This window comes from Halopseudomonas pertucinogena, assembly GCF_014646575.1.
In the GTDB taxonomy this organism is placed as follows: domain Bacteria; phylum Pseudomonadota; class Gammaproteobacteria; order Pseudomonadales; family Pseudomonadaceae; genus Halopseudomonas; species Halopseudomonas pertucinogena.
Window position 1 is genome coordinate 195,034 of sequence record NZ_BMNN01000003.1, and the last position, 22,163, is coordinate 217,196.

Here is a 22,163-nt window from a genome sequence, read left to right on the forward strand (position 1 = left end):
GGGAATGGCAACCCAGCCGACCCACGCTCTACATGAACTTCCTGCTTCGCACTACCCCTGATTGAATCCCTCGAATTGAAGAGGTCGGCAACGAGGCGGTGCTGTCCTGCAGGCCTACCTCCTAGGTGTGATGCTCTACTGGCTTGACCCTATGCCAGCTGAGCAGACCTTACACTTTTATAAAGTCAAAATAGTAATCTGCCGCGAACACCAGCATCACCAACCAGTAGTACATCAAAGAATAAAAAGTTATATATAACCAAGCCCTCATCAACCTGCTTACCGGCGGCCTGGAAAAACGAAAAACGAACAAGAAGCAATATTTGTGCATCCTTGAAAACTGATCAAAAGGACTTTCTGATTCGTATCGATAATCTCGTAAAGATGAGAAATATCTATCCATATACTTTATTCCATATAAAGATATGTACAATCCATTAACGAATGAGAGTATGAACATCCATATCAGGCCCCAAGCGATAATCACCTGCCATGAGGCGGGTTCACTCATCATGAAACCATTCATAAATTTTCAGCCCAGCCTGCTCATCGACATCCGCTCCTATACTTCCTCCTGCGTAGGCCCCTATCGCTGCCCAGCGGCGTGCTTAGGCACTTCTTGAAATCCAACTTGGCTGGAACACCCCAACAGACCAGATATAAATCGCATCTGTCGGGGCGTTGACTACTAATTACAAGTGGGATAAACCGTGCATTCACGTCCGTGCATTTTGAATGTCTTAAACACCGGTGGGGATTGGCAACTATTCCACTCATCTTCTGTGAGCAAGCATGGCTTCCATCCCTCTGGAAATTGGATCCATCTATTGCTAAAAAAAGGCCTTTCTTCCGGATCCAGCCGAATATCCAGCGACACTGTCTTGCCTGCCAGCTCATCGAGACCCACCATCAGCTCGGTGAAGAGGCGCGTAGCAGGCTTAGTTTCCTTGACCCAATTCTCATCTGCTTGGTAGCAAAAATGGCTTTTCTCGATCTCGCCAACTCGGGATCGAGCCTCGCTTAGCCGAAAATGCCGAGAACAATAGCCGCGCAAGCGCAGCTGTCCATGTGCATCAAACTGGCGGGTCCATTCGGAGCGCGTGTCGGTTAGGTCAATAATTCCATGATGGCCGCTTCGCTCCCAGTCACGCTCCCCATAACGTCCCTCTAGGCGATAGGTAATACTCGTTAACTTCATATGACATCGACCAATGTGATATGTCAGCGGGATGTCATAGCTGAAGCGGGAGGGCTTAGGCTGGATATCGTGGGTAAATGTTTCGTACCAGTATTTTAATTCGTTCTTCCCACTCGTGCGACTGTATATATGACAATTCTCCAGTCTCTCGGGGATATATTCAATTATCACTTCAATCCCAAAGTTCTCCGGCAAGCCTCCCGAGAAGGTAAAGTGTTCCCGCCCAAAGCGTTCGGTCAGTGACAGCGCGCTGGCCAGCGAGCCCATGGTGGAACAACCGCTGAGCAGGAAAATGGGGAATATAAATAAGAAGGTTTTAATGGTTGCCTCCGCTGCAGTATGCCGATTGGTTTGATAATGATGGCCTGGGTTTCCTACCCATGCTGTCTGGCCGCCGCCAGGTTATGGCAAACGCACCTTTCAATTATTATGCCCCTGTACCCTAACCGTATCGGTAAGCGTCTGCCATAACCATTGCGTCAAATTGTGACGTCGGACCGCACGGCGAGCCCGGGCGTCTTTCTGACGGCCAGCCCGCGTGGGACACCGTCCCAAACAGATTTGCAGTAGAATCTTTCGGTAGCAGGCCGCTCTTCGTTCATTACTCACAGTTGGGGTACAGTGCGCTCCTAAATGCGACGAGGAGGATATAAACCCAGACGAAGGGAAGGCCTACAGGCATCTGCTGGAGGCACTTCTGTTTCAGGTCCATCCTTGGGTCTCAGGCTGCTTCACAGTCAATCCAGTCTTCAGCTTCGACCTGGCTTCGGCAGCCTCCAGGTCTCGTTCCCGCTCGGCAATGGCCTCTTCCAGCTCAGGTGAGGGTTTAGCCCACTGTTCTGGAGGTAAGGGTTTCGACCAAGCGATAGCTTCAGAACTGGTGAGATCCGGAATGACAACGAATTTTTTTCGGGTCAGGTAGTCGAGCGCGAACAGATTGAAGAGGAAAGAGAGGAAGCCATCTACTGCCACAGTACGCAACCAGCCTTTGGTGCGGACACCTTCGCGCATATCGTGAACAAAACTCTGCCAAATGCTCAGGTGGCCATTATGAATCGGTGCGGGTTCCGGCACTGCCTCCGGCCCCACTTCCATAAAGCTGCGGATGCACTCCCATTGACGCATGGCGGCAACGCCCGGCCCCGGGCTGACCATAACGGCCCAACCTTCCTTGTTTATATGAAAAGGCTCATCAATCTGATCGGCATAGGGGAACCACAACAGCAACCCTCCCATTTTGGCCGCACCGAACTGACCAACCATGGTGGTGCTGGGAGAGATGGCATGCACTCGTTCCCAGGGTACGGTCCACTCCTCACTTTCGGGGGTGACGATACGGACTTCGCGGCGTTGACGGTGGAAGCGCAAGGGCGGCATCAGCGGCCGAAGGTAGATCCGGACATAGCCGTACCACAGGAACCCCATCATGGTCACAGCGCTAAACAAGAACATGAAGAACATCAGATATCCCAAGTTAAACAGTACCTGAACTAACGCTACCGTCCAGATCAACGTTCCGAGATAACAGGCAACCCATCCACCAGCCAACGAAACACTGCCAATATCCAAATAAACCTCATTCTTGCGCCAGATCATACCTAACACGTCCGAAGGAGGTTGGCCGGTTGGGATAGGCAGCGGTGACAATTGTTCCTGTTTCCATAACAGTCCATTAGCATTTTTTTGTTGAGTCATGCACTGTTCCACGGCCTTAGCTTCTCCTTAGATATAGCTTTTGTAACTGGGAGACTATCGCTGGGCAGCGCACCCTCATGATTGGCGTGCCGGGTAATGCGACCGCCCTTGATGAGATAGCGCATGCCCATTTTACCTCCCACAACTGGGGTGGCCTCATCGACAGCTCCCCCGAGTGCTGCCAGAGGACTGTAGTACAACACCCTCACTTCCAAGTGCTCACCTTCAGATAACTCCGCCACTCTACCGGTTAGCTTCAACCCCATCCCTTCCTGGATGGGTAACCATTCAGATTTAACACTTTCCTCCCATGCAGAAGTAACATCTCGGACAACGCCACTAGAAGTAACGGCAGCAACCTTGATGCCCAAGCGCGTGGTTTCCGGCTCTGCTCCCGGCAGAACAAATCTAATTGCACTAGTCTCCCTACCAGGCATAAGGAGAAGACCACTTTTTCCTACCCGCGTGCTCCCTGGTGTACGTGTGACCAGGGTCGTGTCCACCTCGATACCTGGAGTAAATAGCATATTGACAAGAACCTGGAACTCTTTGCCTTGATCTTCAGCTGTATCTCCCCAACGACGCTTAGTTCCCCAGCAGCATTGCTCCAAGAAGCTCTGCATTTCACTACGATGAGTAAAGTGACGCCAGACGAGATATAACCCTTCAACTAAGAGCATCGCCCAGCCCACCAAGCTGGCACCTCGAACAAACCAGGAAGTGGCGCGAGCCGCGTCCCAACGACCTGCCAGATGCATATAAGCTGCATAGCCGCCTACGGCTCCATATGTACCCGCTAAGGCAGCCTGCCCCGTGCCTCGCATCAAGCGCGCCCACTCACTAGCCGACCAAAGATCATGTTCTTTTCGTTGCTCGAACGCCAGTTTTGCTAAATCAAATAACCCTGCCAGAGTTGCAAACAGGCCCGTCGTCACTCCCTATAAAGTTACCAACGGCAGTCTCAACGCTCGAATATGTACTTCAACTGACCCTTTATGAAGAGCCGCATTCTGTACCAATGCCTCAGCGGTACTCGCCATGGCATTCCAATGCTCTGCCCACCTCACCGCATCATGTTCGCGATATTGATCCCACTCTCTCAGCGCCACAAGGTTTATTCCGTGCAATAGCAACGCTATCAGCGACAACGCGCCACCGTAGGCATTCAACGCATTTACAGGCTCGAGCTGCTTGACCAGCCCAAGTCTCAGGCGCTGGCCGGCCTGGCTGCTCCAATCCCAGACAGCTGCGCCGATGGAGCCGCTAAGTCGGTAGCCCGCGTGTGTGGATTTCAGGGTAAAGTCACCGGACACCTTGAGCACAACCATCATGGCAAGCAGGGGTTGAGGGAAGTGCTGGATAGTTACTGGTGCAGGTGCCCCTTTGAGGTGCTCACCGCTCAACTCCGCAAAGGCCGCTGCGAGTCGGCTGACAGCACGGCCCCAATCATGTCCATCCGAACCTCCCAAGCCCCATCCAGGAAGCCGGCGGACTGATCAGCGACTTCACTGGCGACAACAACTATCTGGAAAAAGGTCACGTGGTCGCCGGCAACCCCAAGTGCTTCAAGGCCGTGCTGACCTCCATCCAGCCGCACCTGACACCGGCGATGAAGCGCTGATTGATGCTCTGACGCCCCTCAGGGCGTCGGGGGATAATGGCGAGCCAGTCTCCCTCTGCGTAACCCTGTCTCATAAATACGCCGATAAACACGTTAGCCGTACGAAGAGACAGCCTGCGTGTATGTGGTCGAGATACCTGCTGCTCAGGTCCATCCCCTGGGCTCAGGCTGCTTCGCGACCACCTCAGCTTTCAGCTTCGACCTGGCTTCGGCAGCTTCCAGGTCTCGCTCCCGCTCGGCAATGGCCTCTTCCAGCTCGGGCGAGCGTTTAGCCCATTGCTCTGGAGGTAAAGGCTGTGACCATGCGACGGCTTCTGGGCTGGTCAGATCAGGAATAACCGCAAATTTTTTCTTGTGCAGCCAGTGATACCCCATGGGATTAAACAGGATTTGTCCGAGACCCACATCCCACAAGAGCGTCAATAAAAGTCCATGGCGCGCTCGCGCCTTACGAAATTCTTCAACGAAGATGTCCTTTAATTCCCGGCTACCCACGTCGATCGGCTCCGGCACTGCCTCTGGTCCCACTTCCATAAAACTGCGAATGCACTCCCACTGACGCATGGCAGCAATGCCCGGTCCCGGCTCACCATGATCGCCCAGCCCTCCTTTTTCATATGGAAAGGTTCGTCGATCTGGTGGGCATATGGAAACCACAACAACAACCCACCCATCTTAGCCGCCCCGAACTGACCGATCATGGTGGCGCTGGGCGCTATGGCGTGGACTCGCTCCCAAGGTACGGTCCACTCTTCACCTTCTGGGGTAACAATACGTACTTCGCGGCGCTGTCGGTGAAATCGAAGGGGCGGCATCAATGGACGCCGGTAGGCTTTGATATAACCGCGCCAGAGGAAGGCCATCAAACCGCCGCTAACTACCAACGAAAGAAAAAAACCAAAATAAACGTCATACTTCCACCCCAAAAACAGCATATAAGCTGTCGCCCCTCCAAATAGCACTGACATCATATGCAACGTCACCCAGCCTGCTGATAGCGAGAGACTACCAATATCGAGAAATTCATCACTCTTGCGCCAGATCATGCCTAACACGTCCGAGGCTGGCTGGCCGGTAGGGATAGGCAATGGCGCGAGATGCTCCTGTTTCCACATCAATTCTTTTTGTGCCTCACCTATTTTTTTCGTCACGCCGTACTCCTGGTCGCAGTTTTTCCTCGGATACCGCTTCTTTGATGGTCCAGATCACTGACCAGCTGCAGTTCGATGCGGTAGCACTGACTGATCGCCTCGCGGGCGCGGAAGGCCAGTACCCTGAAGTCGTGCTGGATGCCGGGGATATCGAGGGTGAAGTGCGCTTGATTGGCGGGTGCAATGTCCTTTGCCTTGCAGACTGGGAAGCGGGCTTGCCGTGACTGCAGACCACGGCACCCCGCATTATTCCCTATCGGCTGGCCGGACGATGTGAGCCAGTCGGCATTACGGCAGATCAACTGCGGTCGGCCGTCTTTTTTGCGGACCCCAAGACAATACCGCCAACAAAAAACCCGGCGCCTTGCGGCCGCCGGGTTTCTTCCAGCAGGTCAACCTGCCTCAGGGACGGTCATCCACCTCTTCCAACTGCTTCGGAATCAGATCCTCGCGGGTCAGATTCTGGGTCATCAGCAGACCGTTGGCGACATAGATGGAGGAGTAGGTGCCGATGATCACGCCGACAATCAGGGTAATCGCAAAGCCCTGCAGCGATTCACCTCCCACCAGCAACAGCGACATCAGCACCAGGATGGTCGAGACAGAGGTTGCAAGGGTCCGCGCGAGGGTCTGGGTGGTCGATACGTTGATGACCTCAGCCAGGTCGGCATTGCGCATCAGTCGCAGGTTCTCCCGCACACGGTCGAATACCACGATGGTGTCGTTCAATGAATAGCCGACACCGGCCAGCAGCGCTGCGAGGACAGTGAGGTCAAAAGGCACGCCGAAGAACGACAGGATGCCGAGCGTGAAGATGGCATCATGCAGCAACGCCACCACCGCTGCGGTGGAGAACTTGAGCTGGAAACGCATGGCGACGTACAGCAGAATCCCGCCCAGCGCCAGCAGCAGGCCGATACCGCCCTGGTCACGCAGCTCTTCGCCAACCTGCGGACCGATGAACTCGACACGCTTGACGGTTACCTCCTGCTCTGCGTTTTCGGCCTGGATCAGCCTGGCGATCTGATTCCCGACGTCCGAATCCTCACTGGCAAGGCGGATGATAACGTCCGAGGTGGAGCCGAAGTTCTGGACAATGGCGTCACCCCACCCACCGCCCTGCAGAGTCTGACGTATAGCTCCCAGGTCAGCCGGCTCACTGTAACTGAGCTCCACCTGAGCCCCACCGGTGAAATCGAGACTGAAGTTGAGCTGCTTGACCGCAAGACTGGCAATCGACGCCAGACAGAACACCACAGCGATGACGTAGAACGGCTTACGCCAGCGCATGAAGTCTATGGTTTTGTTCAACATCTCTTATTCCTCACAGCCAGATCTTGCTGAGCGTCTTCCCGGTGCGACCACCCAATGTCAGGTTGATCAGGGCACGGGTAACCAGAATGGCACTGAACAGTGAGGTTACGATCCCCAGCGACAGCGTTACAGCAAAGCCCTTGATCGGGCCGGAAGCCATGGCAAACAGGATGCCGCCGACCAGCAACGTGGTCAGGTTACTGTCCAGAATCGCCGAGAAGGCCTTGTCGAAGCCCTCATGAATGGCTCGCTGTGCAGACACCCCATTCTTGAGCTCTTCGCGGATGCGCGCAAAGATCAGTACGTTAGCGTCGATAGCCATACCAAGGGTCAGAACGATACCAGCGATGCCCGGGAGGGTCAGGGTAGCGCCGAGCAGCGACATCAGCGCCAACAGCAGAACCAGGTTGAAACTCAGCGCAATGCCGGCAAGAAAACCGAAACCACGGTACACCACAATCAGGAACAACAGAGCCAACACGAAACCCACCTGGGTCGCAGCGATCCCGTTGGCGATGTTCTCTGCACCCAGACTCGGACCAATGGTACGCTCTTCCGCAAAGTGCATAGGCGCTGCCAGGCCACCGGCACGGAGCAGCAGGGCCAGCTCGGACGCCTCGGCCGGAGAGCCGAGACCGGTGATGCGGAACTGGTTGCCAAGGGTGCTCTGTATGGTGGCCAGGCTGATGATGGTCTTCTCTTCAACGAAGGTCGGGACTGATACCTCCTGCATCACCCCGTCGACCTCCTGTCTGACCATGCGTGGCACCTCGCGCTGCTCGATGAACAGCACGGCCATGCCGCGCCCGACGTTGTTGCGGGTGGCACGACTCATCAGCTCGCCGCCATGGCCATCCAGGCGGATGTTGACCTGCGGCTGACCGTTCTCGTCAAAGTTGGACTGCGCATCGGTCACCTGGTCACCGGTGAGAATGATGCTGCGCTCCACGTCCGCCGGCGGGCGACCCATGCCATTGCGGAACTCGAAAGTTTCGATGGTGGCACGTGGTGCGTTGGGCTCGGCGGCCAGTCGGAATTCCAGGTTGGCGGTCTTGCCGAGAATGCGCTTGGCTTCAGCGGTATCCTGAACGCCAGGCAGCTCGACGATGATGCGGTTGGCACCCTGGCGCTGCACCAGCGGCTCGGCCACGCCAAGCTCGTTGACCCGGTTGCGCACCGTGGTCAGGTTCTGGTTCACCGCATAGTTGCGGATCTCGCTCTGCTTGGCATCGGTCAGCGCCAGCTGCAGCACGTCCATGTTGTCACGCCGGGTGGTGGTGGCGTGAAACTCATTGTACTTGCTGTTGATCAGCCGCTGGGCAGCGCTCAGCTGGTCGCTTTCGGTAAAGCCGAACTGCAACACGTTACCCTGCTTGGCCAGACTGCGATAGCGCACCCGCTCGGTTCGAAACAGTGAACGCAGCTCGCTGTCGTAGACGTTCATGCGGGCTTCGATGGCCTTGTCCATGTCCACCTCCAGCAGGAAGTGCACGCCACCGGCCAGGTCCAGGCCCAGCTTCATGGGACCGGCGCCGATATTCAGCAGCCAGTCGGGGGTGGTCGGCGCCAGATTCTGCGCCACCACGAACTGGTTACCCAGCGTCCGACGCACGATATCCTGGGCCGGCAGCTGCGCGTCCCGCTCGACCAGCCGCACCAGGCCGGAACTGGCGTTGTCGCTCAGCTCGGTACCCTTGGTCTGGATACCCGCGTCATTGAGCGCACGCTCGATGCGATCGAGGTCGGACGGGTCGATGGTCTGGGTGGAACTGATGCCGGAAATCTGGATGGCCGGATCGTCGGGGTAGAGGTTGGGGGTTGCGTATACCAGGCCAAGAGCGATCACAGCCAGAATAAGCAGGTATTTCCACAATGGGTAACGATTGAGCATAGGGTGGCCCGATTACGAGCCGAGCACCCGCGGACGTCTGCAATCCTCTGCAGACACCCTTGTCCGGCGCCCGGTTGAATGCTGGAAGAAATCAGATGGCTTTCAGAGTGCCCTTGGGCAGCGCAGCAACCACGGCGCCCTTCTGGAACTTGAGTTCCTGACCCTGGCCGACTTCCAGAACGATGAACTCGTCAGTGACTTTCTTGACCTTGCCGAGGATGCCGCCATTGGTGACCACCTCGTCGCCCGCGCTCAGGCCGCCGATCAGGGCCTTGTGTTCCTTGGCACGCTTGGCCTGAGGGCGCCAGATCATCAGGTAGAAGATGACAACGAAGCCGACCAGGAAGATCAGGCTCATTGCGTCGAACCCGGCCGGAGCGGCCGCGGTTCCTGCGTCCTGGGCCATGGCGCTGGAGATGAAGAAACTCATGTGAAACTCCTGTTTTATATATTCGCAAGAAAACGTAAATGGGGCTTCCTGACCGCTATTCAAGCCTCCAGCGGAGGTACCGGCTGGCCGAGACGTGCATAGAAGTTATCCACAAAGTGGCTCAATGTACCCTGTTGAATCGCACCGCGCAAACCGTGCATTACACGCTGATAATGGCGCAGGTTATGGATGGTATTGAGCATGCTGCCAAGCATCTCCCCGCATTTGTCCAGATGGTGCAGATAAGCGCGGGTGAAGTGCTTACAGGTGTAGCAGTCGCAGCCGGGGTCCAGTGGCGAATCGTCATGCCGATGAACCGCATTGCGGATTTTTACCACGCCCGTGTCGGTGAATAAATGCCCATTTCGGGCGTTGCGCGTGGGCATGACGCAGTCGAACATATCCACGCCCCGGCGCACCCCTTCGACCAGATCCTCCGGTTTGCCGACCCCCATCAGATAGCGGGGCTTCTCCGGGGGCATCAACGGCGGCAGATAATCGAGGATGCGGATCATGTCCTCCTTCGGCTCGCCCACCGACAGACCGCCGATGGCCAGCCCGTCAAAGCCGATTTCGCACAACCCCTCCAGCGAGCGGGCCCGCAGCTCCTCGTGCATGCCCCCCTGGACAATGCCGAACAGTGCGGACGGGTTGCCTTCGTGGGCATTCTTCGAGCGCTGCGCCCAGCGCAGCGACAGCTCCATGGATCGGCGCGCGGTATCCAGGTCCGCCGGGTACGGAGTGCACTCGTCGAAGATCATGACCACGTCCGAGCCCAGCTCGCGCTGCACCTGCATGGACTCCTCCGGCCCCATGAATACCTTGGCGCCATCCACCGGGGAGGAGAAGTACACGCCCTCCTCCTTGATCTTGCGCATGGCGCCGAGGCTGAATACCTGAAAACCACCGGAGTCGGTGAGGATCGGCCCCTGCCACTGCATGAAGTCGTGCAGATCGCCGTGCTTGCGGATCACTTCGGTGCCCGGGCGCAGCCACAGATGGAAGGTATTGCCCAGGATCATGTGTGCGCCGATATCCTTCACGTCCCGCGGCAGCATGCCCTTGACCGTGCCATAGGTACCCACCGGCATGAAGGCGGGGGTTTCGACCACGCCGCGGGGAAAGGTCAGGCGGCCACGACGCGCCTTGCCGTCCGTGGCCAGTACTTCAAACTGCATATGACTCATTGTTCGTCCTCGGGCCCACTGGCATCCGGGTTGCGGGTGATGAACATGGCATCACCGTAACTGAAAAAGCGATATTCATTGTCCACTGCCGCACGATAGGCCGCCATGGTCTGGCGGTAACCGGCGAAGGCCGATACCAGCATCAGCAACGTGGACTCGGGCAGATGGAAATTGGTGACCAGCGCATCCACCACATGAAACGGTCGACCGGGGTAGATGAAGATGTCGGTGTCCCCGCTGAACGGCGCGAGCCGGCCGTCCCGGGCAGCGGTTTCCAGCGATCGCACGCTGGTGGTGCCCACCGCGATGACACGCCCGCCCCTGGCCCTGCATGCCTCGACCGCATCCACCACCTGCTGGCTGACTTCCAGCCATTCGCTGTGCATGTGGTGGTCCTCGATGCGCTCCACCCGCACCGGCTGGAAGGTGCCGGCGCCTACATGCAGGGTCACCTCGGCGGTTTCCACGCCCATGGCGCGGATCCCTTCAAGCAAGGCTTCGTCAAAATGCAGCCCGGCCGTCGGCGCGGCCACAGCGCCCGCCTTCTGGGCGTAGACCGTCTGGTAGCGCTCACGGTCGGCCTTCTCATCGGGCCGGTCGATGTAAGGAGGCAGCGGCATGTGCCCCAGTCGATCCAGCAGCGGCAGCGCCGGCTCGTCGAACTCCAGCTCGAACAGCGCATCGTGGCGGGCAACCATGGTGGCGCCGCACTGCTCGTCAAGCACGATGCGGCTGCCCGGCTTCGGAGATTTGCTCGAACGCACGTGGGCGAGTACCCGCCGCTCGCCAAGCACCCGCTCCACCAGGATCTCCAGCTGGCCGCCGGTCTCCTTGCGGCCGAACAGCCGGGCCGGGATGACCCGGGTATTGTTGAATACCATCAGATCGCCCGGGCGCAGGTATTGGAGCAGATCGGCAAACTGCCGATGGGCGAGCTCGCCAGTGGGGCCATCCAGACACAGCAGCCGGCTGGCGCGGCGCTCGGCCAGAGGATGACGGGCGATCAGCCGATCAGGCAGTTCAAATTGGAAATCGCTGACGCGCATGGAAACGGAACACCGGCTTAGCAAAAAGGGGCGCTCATGGTAGCGGAAAACCGGCCTTCCAGCCACGCAAACCATTGACCGATACGAGCATCGATCCGTATACTCCGCGCGGCTTGCTGTTAAGCCTCGGTGGCGGAATTGGTAGACGCGGCGGATTCAAAATCCGCTTCTGGTGACAGAGTGGGAGTTCGATTCTCCCCCGAGGCACCATTCGATGGAATGGTGCAGAACAGAGATTGGCAAGCAGAACAGAACCGGCCTTGAGCCGGTTTTTTTGTGTCTGGGTGTCTGGGTGGTAAGTGGGAATGCTGAGGGTGGTGGGTTCTGATTCCCCCCTCTCCCCCGGCCCCTCTCCCGCGAGGGGAGAGGAGTGACGCGAGTGCCGGGCAGGGTGGGGTTATCAGTGAATGTTACTGCTGATCCAGAAACTTCTCTGCGTCCAGGGCAGCCATGCAGCCTGCGCCGGCGGAGGTGATCGCCTGGCGGTAGACGTGGTCGGCCACGTCGCCGGCGGCAAACACGCCCGGTACGTTGGTGGCGGTGGCGTTGCCTTCGGTGCCGCTCTGGATCTTCAGGTAGCCATCCTTCATTTCCAGCTGGCCTTCGAACAGACCGGTGTTGGGTGTATGGCCGATGGCGATGAAGACCCCGGCCAGGGCCACTTCCTCGGTGCCGCCGCCGTTGAGTGCCAGTCGCATGCCGGTCACGCCGCTGTCATCTCCCAGCACTTCGTCCAGGGTGGCGTTGAGTTTCAACTCGATCTTGCCTTCGGCGACCTTGGCCATCAGCTTGTCGACCAGAATCTTTTCGGCGCGGAAGGTATCGCGGCGGTGCACCAGGGTGACCTTCTTCGCGATGTTGGACAGATACAGCGCCTCTTCCACCGCCGTGTTGCCGCCGCCCACGACGGCGACGTCCTGGTTGCGGTAGAAGAAGCCGTCGCAGGTTGCGCAGGCGGAGACGCCCTTGCCCATGAACGCCTCTTCCGAGGGCAGACCGAGGTAGCGGGCCGAGGCGCCGGTGGCGATGATCAGCGCATCACAGGTGTATTGTCCCTGGTCGCCGGTAAGAACAAAGGGACGCTGCTGCAGGTCAACCTTGTTGATGTGATCGAACACGATTTCAGTCTCGAAGCGCTCGGCATGCTTGCGCATGCGCTCCATCAGGTCAGGCCCCTGCAGGCCCTCCACGTCCCCGGGCCAGTTATCGACTTCGGTCGTGGTGGTAAGCTGGCCGCCCATCTGCATCCCGGTAATCAGCAGTGGCTTGAGGTTAGCCCGCGCAGCGTAGACAGCGGCACTGTAACCAGCCGGGCCCGAGCCCAGGATGACAAGACGGGAGTGGCGTGCTTCAGACATTGATTCCTCCGGATAACCGCCTCAGCGGCACTGAAATTTTTGCTGCATGCATGGTAGAGCACTGGGCAGGCAATGAATACTGCTGTCACTATATCAGGTGCATAGTCTACCCCTATTCATCAACTGCGAAGGATTTCGATGGTCCAGGAAATTGCTCTGCTCAGGGGCTCCGGCTACCTGCGCGAGGGCTGGCAGCGCATTCGCCAGCCCGGTCTGAGGCGCTTTGTGGTCATACCACTGGCGGTGAACCTGCTGCTGTTTGCCGCGCTGGTCAGCTGGGGAATACGCCAGTTCAACTATTGGATGGATCGGCTGATGCCGCATCTGCCGGAGTGGGCCGGCTTCGTGGAATGGCTCCTGTGGCCGCTGTTCGCCCTCGTGGTGCTGCTGGTGCTGTTCTTCGGCTTCAGTATCGTCGCCAACCTGATCGCTTCTCCCTTCTATGGCTTCCTGGCGGAGAAGATAGCGGAGCAGGAGCGCGGCCTGGTGAGTCCTGCCACCGGCTGGCATGAGATTCTGATGATGGTACCGCGCAGTCTCGGCCGAGAGCTGCGCAAGATCGTCTATTACCTGCCCCGACTCACAGGCCTGCTGCTGCTCACCTTGATTCCAGTGGTCAACCTGCTGGCTTCGCCGCTGCTTCTGCTGTTCGGCGTGTGGATGATGGCGGTGCAGTACATCGATTACCAGGCGGACAACGACCAGGTCGGCTTTCCCGACATGCTGCGCTGGATGCAGACCCGTCGGGCCCTGTCCCTGGGTTTTGGCGCACCGGTGTATGTCGGTCTGCTGATTCCGCTGGTGAACCTGCTGGTGATGCCCGCCGCCGTGGCCGGCTCCACCCTGCTGTGGGTACGCGAGGGTCCCGGGCCGCGCAGCATGCCATGAAATCGTCACCTGAACGTCATCGGGTGATCACCATAACGGGCGATAGTGTTCATCATGAAGACAGTCACCCGCAATGCCCGATGCTACGCCATTGTCACCGAAACCTGGCGACCCCAGATCAATGGTGTCGCCAATACCCTTGGCCGGCTGTGTGATGGTCTGCTTGCCGGCGGCAACGCATTGCAGCTGGTGCGCCCGGCGCAGCCCGGCGAATCAACCGGCATGCGGGTCGACCGCAGCATGCAGCAACTGCTGGTCAAGGGGCTGCCCATCCCGGGATACGGCCAGCTGCAGTTCGGCCTGCCGGCCTACCGTCGACTGCTGAACCACTGGCGCCAGCAGCGGCCCGACAGCATCTATCTGGCTACCGAAGGCCCGCTCGGCTGGTCCGCTCTGCGCGCTGCCCGCCGCCTGCGGATTCCGGTGATCAGCGGCTTTCATACCAACTTCCAGCAATACAGCCAGCACTACCGCCTGGGCCTGCTCCAGCGCCCGGTCTCGGCCTATCTGCGCTGGTTCCACAACCAGACCCTGGTGACCCTGAGCGCCAGCAGCACGCAGCAACACGAGCTGGTGCGTATGGGCATCGTCAACCCGGCGCTGCTCGGCCGGGGTGTGGATTGCGAACTTTTCCATCCGTCCCATCGGGACAGCCGGCTGCGCCGGCAATGGGGTGTGGGCGAGAACGATCTGGTGCTTCTGCATGTGGGCCGTCTGGCGGCGGAAAAGAATCTGCAGCTGCTGCAGAGCAGCTGGCAGCATGCACGCACGCACTGCCCGCCGGGGACGCGCCTGCGCATGGTGGTGGTTGGCGACGGGCCGCAACAGGAGCAGTTGCAGCAGGCGATGCCGGACGCGCTGTTCACCGGCTCACTTGCCGGCGCCGAGCTGGCCACAGCCTACGCCAGCGCCGACATATTCCTGTTCCCGAGCCTCACCGAGACCTTCGGCAATGTGGTTACCGAGGCAATGGCCTCTGGCCTGGCGGTGGTCGCCTATGACACGGCCGCAGCCCATCAGCATATTCGCGACCGTTACAGCGGTTGTCTGGCCGTACCCGGTAACGAGGCACAGTTCAGGGCGAACCTGGGCTGGCTGTTGAATGACCGGGAAGGCATGCGCGGGGTGCGCATGCATGCACGACATCGTGCGTGTCAGCTGGACTGGGCCGCGGTGGGACGACGCTTCGAAGGATATCTGCAGCGCCACTGCGCCGCGCCAATCTCAGCACCGGATGCCGTCCCGGGTAAATAACCGGGACGGCATGAACCGGCTCAGACCAGATCTTTCAACGCCTCACGGCTGAACGGCAGGACTTCATCGAAGCGCCCTTCACGGAGCTTGGCCGGCCACTCAGGGTCGACGATGAGCGCACGGCCCACGGCCACGAGATCGAACTCTCGATCCTGCAGACGCTGGAGCAGATCGTCGATGTTGGCTGCGGTACCGGCTACCTTGTCGGTCTTGACCATGTACTCCAGAAACTCGCTGTCCAGCCCGACGCTGCCCACTGTAATGCAGGGCTTGCCGGTGATCTTGCGGGTCCAGCCAGCCAGGTTGAGGTCTGACCCTTCAAACTCCGGCTCCCAGTAGCGGCGCTGCGAGCAATGGAAGATATCCACCCCGGCCTCGGACAGCGGCGTAAGGAACTGCTCCAGCAGCTCGGGCGTCGGCGCCAGGCGCGCGGTGTAGTCCTGCTGTTTCCACTGGGAGAAGCGGAAGATGATCGGGTAATCCGGGCCGACGGCCTCACGCACGGCGCGGATGATTTCCACGGCGAAGCGGCCGCGGTTATCCATGCTGCCGCCGTACTCGTCGGTGCGCTGGTTGGTGCCTTCCCAGAAGAACTGGTCGATCAGGTAACCGTGGGCGCCGTGCAGCTCCACCGCGTCGCAGCCGATTGCCTTGGCATCCCTGGCGGCCTGGGCGAAGGCATTGACCACGTCCTGGATATCCTCCCGGGTCATGCCATGGACGATGACCTTGTCATCCTTGCGCTTTTCCATCGGACCGTAACCGGGAACGGTGCCGTCCGGCTCAGTACCCAGCCGGCGCACGTTGCCCACGTGCCAGAGCTGGGGTGCAAATCTGCCACCGGCGGCGTGAACGGCGTCGACCACTTTCTTCCAGCCGGCCAGTGCATCTTCGCCATGGAAGCGCGGCACGTGGGGATAACCATTGGCGGCGCAATGGCCCACCGTGGTGCCTTCACTGATGACCAGCCCGACGCCGGCGGCGGCACGGCGCCGGTAATACTCGACCACCTTCTCGGTAGGCACGCCATTGGGGGAGAAATTGCGCGTCATCGGCGCCATGACCAGGCGCGAAGGCAGATTCAGGGAGCCCAGCGTAAAGGGTTCGAACAGGGGACCGGCGTGGGTGGACATTCAACAACTCCTCAAAATGACTCGGTGGGTCACTATATAGGCAAAATGTCGAGGCGGAAGTTGAATTGACCGGATTGATGGCGAGACAGAAATCAGTGTCATCACGGATCAGGCAGCAGAAATGAAAAAGCCGGCCCCCTCACGGGAGCCGGCCTGTCATGAAAACGGGATCAGTGATGGACACCACCGTCACCATGGATGTGACCATGGGCCACTTCGTCCTCGGTCGCTTCACGCACTGCGGTGACCTTGACGTCGAAGGTCAGCCGCTGACCCGCCAGCGGGTGGTTGCCGTCCACGGTCACTTCATCGCCATCCAGAGCGGTGATGGTCACGATCTGCATTCCGCCGTCCGGAGCAGAGGCATGGAACTGCATGCCGACTTCCAGCTCGTCGACACCTTCGAACATGTTGCGACCCAGCACGGCCACCAGATCAGCGGTGAATTCGCCATAGGCGTCTTCCGGCTCGATGGTCACCTTCAGAGCGTCACCGACCTGCTTGCCTTCAAGCTCACGCTCCAGACCCGGGATGATGTTACCCGCACCGTGCAGGTAAACCAGCGGTTCGCCGCCAGCGGAGGAGTCCAGCACTTCACCGGCATCGTTGGTCAGTGTGTAATCAATCGATACGGCTTTGTTGGCAGCAATCTGCATAAGAAAATCCTGTGTTTTCGGGCTTTGAAGTCGTCAGTTTACGCACAAAAACCCATGTACGCACGTCCGGTTCCACTCCGGGGGTGCCTCGGGTATAACGGACTGCTAACCTTGAACCGAGCGCGCCCCGCGCTTGCCAACAATACGGACCATTGGAGCAACATGAGCGATCGACTGGTACTTGTCATAAACTGCGGAAGCTCGTCCCTCAAATTCGCGCTGCTCGGCGAACATCACAGCAGCCCCCTGCTGAGCGGGCTGGCCGAACGCCTTGGCACCCCCGAGGGGATCCTGAACTGGAAAGCGGGCGATATCCGCGAGCAGGTCCCCATCGCCGACGGCCGGCACAGCAGCGCAATGACCAGCCTGCTGCCGCTCATCGAACGTTTTGCCCCGCAGCCGCTGACCGCCGTCGGCCACCGCATCGTCCATGGCGGCGAGCACTTCACCGGAGCGCGCATCATCGATGACGACGTGATCGCGGCCATCAGCCAGAGCGCCCCGCTGGCTCCCCTGCACAATCCGGCGCAGTTGACCGGCATCAATGAAGCCAGGCAGGTATTTGCCGATATTCCCCATATCGCCATCTTCGACACCGCCTTTCATCAGACCATGCCGCCCCACGCCTACCGCTACGCCCTGCCGGAAGAGCTGTACAGCGAACACGGCGTGCGCCGCTACGGCTTTCACGGCACCAGCCACCGCTACGTCTCCACCCAGGCCAGTCTGCTGATGGGCATGGAACCCGGCCATGGCGCCTGGCTCACGGCGCACCTGGGCAATGGCTGCTCGACCTGCGCGATTCTCGATGGCAGAAGCTTGGACACCAGCATGGGCATGACGCCGCTGGAGGGTCTGGTAATGGGCACCCGCAGCGGCGATGTCGACCCCAACCTGCACTCCCACCTGGCACGCAATCTTGGCTGGGACCTGGAGCGGATCGACCACATGCTCAACCGCGAGAGCGGGCTGCTGGGGCTGTCCGGCGGCCTGTCGAACGACATGCGTACCCTGGTCGCCGCCCGTGCCGACGGCCACCCCGGGGCCACCCTTGCGGTGGACGTGTTCTGCTACCGCCTGGCCCGCTCGCTGGCAGGGCTGGCCGTGGCCCTGCCGCGGATCGACGGCGTGGTGTTCACCGGTGGCATCGGTGAGAACTCACCGCTGGTGCGCGAACTCACGGTCCGCCATCTGGCGCTCTTCGGCCTGGCCATCGACCCGGCGGCGAACGCCACCCCTCCGGGCAACCCGGCGCGGCAGATCCAGGCGGGCAACTCGCCAGCCATTCTCGTCATCCCCACCGATGAAGAGCGGCAGATCACCGACGAGTGTCTGGCGCTGCTCGATTTCAATGCCAACCAGCCAGTGGAACAGGAAACTGATTGATGCATACGTTCTTTCTCGCCCCCACCGGGTTCGGAGTCGGTCTCACCTCGGTCAGTCTTGGACTCATCCGCGCGTTGCAGCGCAGCGGCCTGCGGGTGCACTTTCTCAAGCCCATCGCCCAGCCCCACCCCGGCGATAACGGCCCGGAACGCTCCAGTGCGCTGATCGGCAACACCATGGGGCTGCAACCACCGACACCGATGGCCCTGCCGGAGGTTGAGCGGCGACTCGGCAATGGCGAGCTGGATGAGGTCATGGAAGACATTGTCAGCCGTTACCGCGAAGCGGCCCGCGATGCGGACGTGGTGGTCGTCGAGGGCATGGTGCCGACCCGCCAGGCGGCCTACGCCGCCAGGATCAACCAGCATATAGCGACCAGTCTGGACGCCGACATCATCCTCGTCAGCGCGCCTGATGATGACAATCTGGCCAGCCTCGCCCACCGTATCGAACTGCATGCCCAGGGCTTCGGCGGACCGGCCAACCCCAAGGTGCTTGGGGTCATCATCAACAAGGTGCGGGACCTGGAGCTGGGCGGTGAGGTGCCCAATGACCGCGGCGAGCTCAAGCGAACACTGAAGGAATATGCCCTGGCGCTGAAACAGGAATCCCGGGTGCTGGACACCGAGGCATTCCGTCTGATCGGCTGTATTCCCTGGCAGAGCGAGCTGAGCGCACCGCGCAGCTCGGACGTCGCCCGTCAGCTCAATGCCAGAATCCTGCACCCGGGGGAGATGCATCACCGCCGCGTGCTGGATATCGTGCTGTGCGCCCGCACCGTTCCCAATACCCTGCACCTGTACCGTCCCGGCACCCTGCTGGTGGTACCGGGCGACCGGGACGACGTGATCATCTCCAGCAGCCTGGCATCGCTGTCCGGCACCGCTCTGGCGGGGCTGCTGCTGACCGGCGACATCATGCCGGACGAGCGCGTCATGCAGCTCTGCCAGCCGGCGCTGGATAACGGCCTGCCCATCTTCCTGGTCGGCACCGGCAGCTTCGCCACCTCCTCCCAGCTGGACCGCATGAACCGCGAGATACCGGTGGACGACACGGAACGCACCACCCTGGTCACCGATTTCGTGGCATCCCACATCGACCATGGCTGGCTGCAGCACCGTTGCGGCCAGCCCAGCGAGCGGCGCATGTCTCCTCCGGCCTTCCGCTATGACCTGGTCAACCGTGCCCAGCAGGCCGGCAAGCGGATCGTGCTGCCCGAAGGGGACGAGCCACGCACCGTCCAGGCCGCGGCCATCTGTCAGCGCCGGGGCATTGCCCAGTGCGTGCTGCTGGCCAAGCCGGAGTCGGTGGAGGCAGTGGCCCGTGCTCACCACATCAGCCTGCCGGAAGGGCTGCAGATCATCGACCCGGATGTGGTCCGCGAGCGCTACGTTCCGCCCATGGTGGAGCTGCGCAAGGACCGAGGCCTGACGGCACCGGTGGCGCTGCAGCAGCTGGAAGATAACGTCGTACTGGGCACCATGATGCTTGCGCTGGACGAGGTGGACGGTCTGGTTTCCGGTGCCATCCATACCACGGCGAATACCATCCGGCCGGCCTTCCAGCTGATCAAGACTGCGCCCGGCTACAACCTGGTGTCCTCGGTGTTCTTCATGCTGCTGCCCGACCAGGTCCTGGTCTATGGCGACTGCGCGGTGAACCCCGACCCCAATGCCGAGGAACTGGCGGAGATTGCCATTCAGAGTGCCCGCTCCGCCGAGGCGTTCGGCATTCCGGCCCGGGTCGCCATGATCAGCTACTCCACCGGCAGCTCCGGCACCGGCGAGGATGTGGAAAAGGTACGCAAGGCCACCCAGCTGGCCCGCGAACGGGAGCCGGGACTGTTGATCGACGGCCCACTGCAGTATGATGCCGCCGCGATTGCCAGCGTTGGCCGACAGAAAGCGCCGGACAGCCCGGTCGCCGGCAAGGCAACGGTCTTCGTCTTCCCGGACCTGAACACCGGCAACACTACCTACAAGGCGGTACAGCGCAGCGCCAATGTCATCAGTGTAGGACCGATGCTGCAGGGTCTGCGCAAGCCGGTGAACGATCTGTCCCGCGGTGCGCTGGTGGACGATATCGTGTTTACTATCGCACTGACTGCAATACAGGCCGACACGGACAAGTGACCTGAGTCCGGCATGTGGCCTGGTGAACAACAACCAGGCCACCGTCGCCTGATAACCGAGCTACCAGACAATGCTGTTCTTTTTGCCTGCGTTCCTTCGCGGAGTCATCTCGCTCCTTCTGCTGATCCTCAATACTCTTTTCTGGTTCAGCCTGCTGTTCCCCTGCGCCCTGATAAAACTGCTGCCCATCGCCCCGCTGCAGCGCTTCATGACCCGGGTGATGATCCGGATTGCCGAAGCCTGGATGCTGTGCAACAGCGGCTGGATGCGGCTGGCCGGCAACACCCGGTGGGATGTACAGGGCCGCGAGCGGCTGGACCGCGACGGCTGGTATCTTGTCACCAGCAACCACCAGAGCTGGGTCGACATTCTGGTGTTGCAGCACAACTTCAACCGACGCATGCCGATGTTCAAGTTCTTCCTCAAGCAGGAACTGATCTGGGTACCGGTGATCGGCATCTGCTGGTGGGCGCTGGATTTCCCCTTCATGAAGCGTTACAGCAAGGCGTATCTGGCCAGGCACCCGGAAAAGGCCGGCCAGGACCGTCTGGCTACCCAGCGCGCCTGCGAGAAATTCAAGACCACCCCGGTGGCGGTGTTCAACTTTCTCGAGGGCACCCGCCTGACGCCGGAGAAACGGGCGGAGCAGGCATCCCCCTACCGCCATCTGCTGCGCCCCAAGTCCGGCGGCGCGGCCTTCGTGCTGGATGCCATGGGTGAACAGCTGCGGTCGCTGGTGGACATCACCATTCACTACCCCGACGGCAGCCCGAGCTTCTGGGACCTGCTTTGCGGGCGCATACGTCATGTGGTGGTGCGCTGCCATACGCGCCCCATTCCCGCCGAATTCCTGGGTCAGGACTACGATAACGATCCGGTATTCCGCGAGCAGTTCCAGGGCTGGATCAGTCGCCTGTGGCAGGAGAAGGACGAGCAGCTGGAACAGCTGCACCGCGACTATCCGCCCGCTGGCTGAACACTACCCTGCATCGTCCGCTGCCTGGGAGGAGCGAGTTCCATCTCGCCCATCTGTAGACAGCCGAACCCCAGTGGCCGGGATGGAACCCGGCCCTCCATCCGATACGAAAAAGGGACGCCATGGCGTCCCTTTTCAGTCCAACCGCGCTCGCTGTTACAGAGGACGCAGGTTGATCTCCACGCGACGGTTCTGCGCACGGCCTTCCTGGGTGTCGTTGCTGGCCACCGGCTGGCTCGGGCCAACCCCGCGGCTGCTGATGCGAGCACCGGAAACGCCCTGGCCGGTCAGGTAGGACGCCACGCTGGTGGCACGCTGCTGAGACAGGCGCATGTTCAGCTCCAGCGAGCCGGTGCTGTCGGTATGGCCAACGATATCGATGCCGTTCTTGTCGAACTCCTTGAACACCTTGACCAGTGAATTCAGGGTCGGGTAGAAGCTGCTGGAAATGTCCGCCGAGCTGCTGGCGAAGGTGATGTTGCCAGGCATGATCAGCTGCAGGTGGTCACCGTTGCGTACTACCTGCACGCCGCTGCCGGTCAGCTCCTGACGCAGGCGCTGCTCCTGGCGGTCCACATAGTAACCGTAGCCGGCGCCAGCCGCGCCACCGACGGTAGCACCGATCAGCGCGCCCTTGGCACGGTCATCCTTGCTGGAGGTGGCCGCACCGATCAGCGCGCCGGCCACGGCTCCGCCGCCGCCATAGACGCCAGCCTTGCCAGCCTGACGCTCACCGGTATAGGGGTTGTTGGTACAGCCTGCCAGCAGGGCAACACAGGCGGAAGCGGCAATCAATGCTTTGATTTTCATGGATTTTTCCTTAATTTACGTCGTCTTCGCGGCTACG

At 60.1% G+C, this 22,163-nt stretch carries 21 protein-coding genes, 1 tRNA gene and 1 pseudogene; 8 read left to right on the plus strand and 15 right to left on the minus strand.

Annotated features, from left to right (window positions below; all coding sequences use genetic code 11):
- Positions 1-688 precede the first annotated feature (688 nt).
- The 4 genes from IEW63_RS08770 to IEW63_RS08785 all read right to left on the minus strand — a co-directional run bounded on the left by IEW63_RS08770 (position 689) and on the right by IEW63_RS08785 (position 4,362).
- Positions 689-1,465, minus strand: a complete 777-nt coding sequence (locus IEW63_RS08770) for a hypothetical protein (protein ID WP_188636239.1) — start codon at positions 1,463-1,465, stop codon at positions 689-691.
- 435 nt (positions 1,466-1,900) lie between these two features.
- A complete protein-coding gene (locus IEW63_RS08775; protein ID WP_188636240.1) occupies positions 1,901-2,893 on the minus strand; it encodes a hypothetical protein in 993 nt (330 codons plus the stop codon).
- Entirely contained in the window at positions 2,890-3,651 is a 762-nt protein-coding gene (locus IEW63_RS08780; RefSeq protein WP_229710418.1) for a hypothetical protein, read from the minus strand. The genes IEW63_RS08775 and IEW63_RS08780 overlap by 4 nt, the downstream gene beginning before the upstream one ends.
- A 180-nt stretch (positions 3,652-3,831) precedes the next feature.
- Positions 3,832-4,362 carry a hypothetical protein gene (locus IEW63_RS08785; protein WP_188636242.1) on the minus strand — a complete coding sequence of 177 codons (531 nt, stop codon included), beginning with the start codon at positions 4,360-4,362 and terminating at the stop codon, positions 3,832-3,834.
- A gap of 5 nt (positions 4,363-4,367) precedes the next feature.
- Between IEW63_RS08785 and IEW63_RS08790 the strand changes: the two are divergent.
- Positions 4,368-4,514, plus strand: a pseudogene (locus tag IEW63_RS08790) (inositol monophosphatase); the annotation flags it as partial.
- Positions 4,515-4,658: 144 nt separating this feature from the next.
- Here IEW63_RS08790 and IEW63_RS08795 read toward each other — a convergent pair.
- Both IEW63_RS08795 and IEW63_RS08800 read right to left on the minus strand, forming a co-directional pair.
- The gene (locus tag IEW63_RS08795; protein ID WP_188636243.1) at positions 4,659-5,009 is read right to left on the minus strand and encodes a hypothetical protein; all 351 of its coding nucleotides are present in this window, start codon (positions 5,007-5,009) and stop codon (positions 4,659-4,661) included.
- Positions 4,991-5,665 carry a hypothetical protein gene (locus IEW63_RS08800; protein ID WP_188636244.1) on the minus strand — a complete coding sequence of 225 codons (675 nt, stop codon included), beginning with the start codon at positions 5,663-5,665 and terminating at the stop codon, positions 4,991-4,993. Before IEW63_RS08800 ends, IEW63_RS08795 begins: the two co-directional genes overlap by 19 nt.
- Before the next feature lie 44 nt (positions 5,666-5,709).
- Here IEW63_RS08800 and IEW63_RS08805 point away from each other — a divergent pair, with 44 nt between their 5' ends.
- On the plus strand, positions 5,710-5,889 hold the full coding sequence (locus tag IEW63_RS08805) for a hypothetical protein (RefSeq protein ID WP_188636245.1): 180 nt from the start codon (positions 5,710-5,712) through the stop codon (positions 5,887-5,889).
- A 178-nt stretch (positions 5,890-6,067) separates the two neighbouring features.
- Here IEW63_RS08805 and secF read toward each other — a convergent pair whose 3' ends face one another.
- The 5 genes from secF to queA all read right to left on the minus strand — a co-directional run bounded on the left by secF (position 6,068) and on the right by queA (position 11,533).
- Complete coding sequence (gene secF / locus IEW63_RS08810) at positions 6,068-6,976, minus strand: protein translocase subunit SecF (RefSeq protein WP_229710434.1); 909 nt, start codon at positions 6,974-6,976, stop codon at positions 6,068-6,070.
- A 13-nt stretch (positions 6,977-6,989) separates the two neighbouring features.
- A complete protein-coding gene (gene secD / locus IEW63_RS08815; RefSeq protein ID WP_188636247.1) occupies positions 6,990-8,870 on the minus strand; it encodes a protein translocase subunit SecD in 1,881 nt (626 codons plus the stop codon).
- Positions 8,871-8,961: 91 nt separating this feature from the next.
- Positions 8,962-9,300 carry a preprotein translocase subunit YajC gene (gene yajC / locus IEW63_RS08820; RefSeq protein ID WP_188636248.1) on the minus strand — a complete coding sequence of 113 codons (339 nt, stop codon included), beginning with the start codon at positions 9,298-9,300 and terminating at the stop codon, positions 8,962-8,964.
- Between the two features lie 59 nt (positions 9,301-9,359).
- A complete protein-coding gene (gene tgt, locus IEW63_RS08825) occupies positions 9,360-10,478 on the minus strand; it encodes a tRNA guanosine(34) transglycosylase Tgt (RefSeq protein WP_188636374.1) in 1,119 nt (372 codons plus the stop codon).
- 5 nt (positions 10,479-10,483) lie between these two features.
- Entirely contained in the window at positions 10,484-11,533 is a 1,050-nt protein-coding gene (queA, locus tag IEW63_RS08830; RefSeq protein ID WP_188636249.1) for a tRNA preQ1(34) S-adenosylmethionine ribosyltransferase-isomerase QueA, read from the minus strand.
- A 123-nt stretch (positions 11,534-11,656) separates the two neighbouring features.
- Between queA and IEW63_RS08835 the strand changes: the two genes are divergently transcribed.
- Positions 11,657-11,743, plus strand: a tRNA-Leu gene (locus IEW63_RS08835).
- 200 nt (positions 11,744-11,943) lie between these two features.
- On the opposite strand, the gene trxB is transcribed toward IEW63_RS08835, so the two are convergent.
- The gene (trxB, locus tag IEW63_RS08840) at positions 11,944-12,891 is read right to left on the minus strand and encodes a thioredoxin-disulfide reductase (protein ID WP_188636250.1); all 948 of its coding nucleotides are present in this window, start codon (positions 12,889-12,891) and stop codon (positions 11,944-11,946) included.
- A gap of 138 nt (positions 12,892-13,029) precedes the next feature.
- Here trxB and cysZ point away from each other — a divergent pair, with 138 nt between their 5' ends.
- Positions 13,030-13,779 carry a sulfate transporter CysZ gene (gene cysZ, locus IEW63_RS08845; RefSeq protein ID WP_188636251.1) on the plus strand — a complete coding sequence of 250 codons (750 nt, stop codon included), beginning with the start codon at positions 13,030-13,032 and terminating at the stop codon, positions 13,777-13,779.
- 54 nt (positions 13,780-13,833) lie between these two features.
- Positions 13,834-15,033: a glycosyltransferase family 4 protein gene (locus IEW63_RS08850; RefSeq protein WP_188636252.1), complete on the plus strand. Its 1,200-nt coding sequence runs from the start codon at positions 13,834-13,836 to the stop codon at positions 15,031-15,033.
- Positions 15,034-15,053: 20 nt separating this feature from the next.
- Here the strand turns inward: IEW63_RS08850 and IEW63_RS08855 are convergent, their stop codons facing one another.
- Together IEW63_RS08855 and IEW63_RS08860 are read right to left on the minus strand one after the other, a co-directional pair.
- Complete coding sequence (locus IEW63_RS08855) at positions 15,054-16,166, minus strand: NADH:flavin oxidoreductase (protein WP_188636253.1); 1,113 nt, start codon at positions 16,164-16,166, stop codon at positions 15,054-15,056.
- A 170-nt stretch (positions 16,167-16,336) separates the two neighbouring features.
- Positions 16,337-16,822, minus strand: a complete 486-nt coding sequence (locus IEW63_RS08860) for an FKBP-type peptidyl-prolyl cis-trans isomerase (RefSeq protein ID WP_188636254.1) — start codon at positions 16,820-16,822, stop codon at positions 16,337-16,339.
- A gap of 162 nt (positions 16,823-16,984) precedes the next feature.
- Between IEW63_RS08860 and IEW63_RS08865 the strand changes: the two genes are divergently transcribed.
- From IEW63_RS08865 to yihG, 3 genes are all read left to right on the plus strand, one after another.
- Positions 16,985-18,208 (plus strand): acetate/propionate family kinase, encoded by a 1,224-nt coding sequence (locus tag IEW63_RS08865; protein ID WP_188636255.1) that lies wholly within the window; start codon positions 16,985-16,987, stop codon positions 18,206-18,208.
- Positions 18,208-20,340 carry a phosphate acetyltransferase gene (pta, locus tag IEW63_RS08870; protein WP_188636256.1) on the plus strand — a complete coding sequence of 711 codons (2,133 nt, stop codon included), beginning with the start codon at positions 18,208-18,210 and terminating at the stop codon, positions 20,338-20,340. The genes IEW63_RS08865 and pta overlap by 1 nt, the downstream gene beginning before the upstream one ends.
- A 70-nt stretch (positions 20,341-20,410) precedes the next feature.
- A complete protein-coding gene (gene yihG, locus IEW63_RS08875; RefSeq protein WP_188636257.1) occupies positions 20,411-21,316 on the plus strand; it encodes a 1-acylglycerol-3-phosphate O-acyltransferase, YihG family in 906 nt (301 codons plus the stop codon).
- Positions 21,317-21,472: 156 nt separating this feature from the next.
- Here the strand turns inward: yihG and IEW63_RS08880 are convergent, their stop codons facing one another.
- Entirely contained in the window at positions 21,473-22,126 is a 654-nt protein-coding gene (locus tag IEW63_RS08880; protein ID WP_188636258.1) for a YiaD family glycine zipper/OmpA-like lipoprotein, read from the minus strand.
- Between the last annotated feature and the right edge of the window lie 37 nt (positions 22,127-22,163).

What these genes read in the sequence shown, in the direction of transcription:
- tgt (WP_188636374.1), bottom strand. Translation starts at nt 10,478, where the DNA reads ATGCAGTTTGAAGTACTGGCCACGGACGGCAAGGCGCGTCGTGGCCGC.
- yihG (WP_188636257.1), top strand. Translation starts at nt 20,411, where the DNA reads ATGCTGTTCTTTTTGCCTGCGTTCCTTCGCGGAGTCATCTCGCTCCTT.
- IEW63_RS08780 (WP_229710418.1), bottom strand. Translation starts at nt 3,651, where the DNA reads ATGCATCTGGCAGGTCGTTGGGACGCGGCTCGCGCCACTTCCTGGTTT.
- IEW63_RS08770 (WP_188636239.1), bottom strand. Translation starts at nt 1,465, where the DNA reads ATGGGCTCGCTGGCCAGCGCGCTGTCACTGACCGAACGCTTTGGGCGG.
- IEW63_RS08860 (WP_188636254.1), bottom strand. Translation starts at nt 16,822, where the DNA reads ATGCAGATTGCTGCCAACAAAGCCGTATCGATTGATTACACACTGACC.
- IEW63_RS08865 (WP_188636255.1), top strand. Translation starts at nt 16,985, where the DNA reads ATGAGCGATCGACTGGTACTTGTCATAAACTGCGGAAGCTCGTCCCTC.
- cysZ (WP_188636251.1), top strand. Translation starts at nt 13,030, where the DNA reads ATGGTCCAGGAAATTGCTCTGCTCAGGGGCTCCGGCTACCTGCGCGAG.
- trxB (WP_188636250.1), bottom strand. Translation starts at nt 12,891, where the DNA reads ATGTCTGAAGCACGCCACTCCCGTCTTGTCATCCTGGGCTCGGGCCCG.
- yajC (WP_188636248.1), bottom strand. Translation starts at nt 9,300, where the DNA reads ATGAGTTTCTTCATCTCCAGCGCCATGGCCCAGGACGCAGGAACCGCG.
- IEW63_RS08805 (WP_188636245.1), top strand. Translation starts at nt 5,710, where the DNA reads ATGGTCCAGATCACTGACCAGCTGCAGTTCGATGCGGTAGCACTGACT.
- pta (WP_188636256.1), top strand. Translation starts at nt 18,208, where the DNA reads ATGCATACGTTCTTTCTCGCCCCCACCGGGTTCGGAGTCGGTCTCACC.
- IEW63_RS08850 (WP_188636252.1), top strand. Translation starts at nt 13,834, where the DNA reads ATGAAGACAGTCACCCGCAATGCCCGATGCTACGCCATTGTCACCGAA.
- IEW63_RS08775 (WP_188636240.1), bottom strand. Translation starts at nt 2,893, where the DNA reads ATGACTCAACAAAAAAATGCTAATGGACTGTTATGGAAACAGGAACAA.
- secD (WP_188636247.1), bottom strand. Translation starts at nt 8,870, where the DNA reads ATGCTCAATCGTTACCCATTGTGGAAATACCTGCTTATTCTGGCTGTG.
- IEW63_RS08855 (WP_188636253.1), bottom strand. Translation starts at nt 16,166, where the DNA reads ATGTCCACCCACGCCGGTCCCCTGTTCGAACCCTTTACGCTGGGCTCC.
- IEW63_RS08880 (WP_188636258.1), bottom strand. Translation starts at nt 22,126, where the DNA reads ATGAAAATCAAAGCATTGATTGCCGCTTCCGCCTGTGTTGCCCTGCTG.
- queA (WP_188636249.1), bottom strand. Translation starts at nt 11,533, where the DNA reads ATGCGCGTCAGCGATTTCCAATTTGAACTGCCTGATCGGCTGATCGCC.